Genomic DNA, 704 nt, shown 5'->3' on the forward strand with positions numbered 1-704 from the left:
TCTATGAACGACGCGATGCGCTGGCCATGGCCGAGGGCGTGAAGGTCCATCACTCCTCGATTGCGGCGCTGCTCAAGCGGCTTGGTTTCACCTATAAAAAAATCGTTGGTGGCCTCTGAACAGCACCGCGCCCGTGTAAAACAGACCCGGCGCGCGTGGCAGGAACGGCGCATTCCCTTCATGCGTCGCCAGCCCGAACGGCTGGTGTTCATTGACGAAACCTTCGTGAAAGACGAACCTGACCCGACTGCGGGGGCGCGCCTGCCGCGGCCAGCGGCTGCGGATGGACGCGCCTTTGGGTGGCCGGGGCACGCAGACATTCATTGCGTGCCTCACGTCGGAGGGGCTCATCGCGCCTTGGGTGATAAACAGGGCGATGGATGGCTCCGCTTTCGCGACTTATATTCGCGATGTCCTGGCCCCGGAACTGACGCCCGGCTCGGTCGCCATCCTCGACAACCTCGCGACCCACCGCAACGTCGAAGCCGCCGAAGCCATCCGTGCCGCCAAATGTTGGTTCCTGTATCTGCCGCCCTATTCACCCGATCTAAACCCCATTGAGCAGGCATTCTCGAAGCTGAAGGCGCATCTCCGCAAAATGGGCGCACGAACCTTCAGTGATCTGTTCAAAGCCCTCGGCGACATCTGCAATATGTTCTCGCCCCAAGAGTGCTGGAACTACTTCCACGCGGCAGGGTATGTAT

The 704-nt window shown here is 60.8% G+C and carries 1 protein-coding gene; it reads left to right on the top strand.

Annotation, left to right across the window (positions count from 1 at the left end):
• Positions 1 to 283: 283 nt before the first annotated feature.
• Positions 284 to 704: transposase (locus tag DWB67_RS17775; protein ID WP_147385984.1), on the top strand; the 421-nt coding region annotated here is incomplete at its 3' end.

Source organism: Paracoccus sp. JM45 (genome assembly GCF_003590715.1).
Classification (GTDB): Bacteria; Pseudomonadota; Alphaproteobacteria; order Rhodobacterales; family Rhodobacteraceae; genus Paracoccus.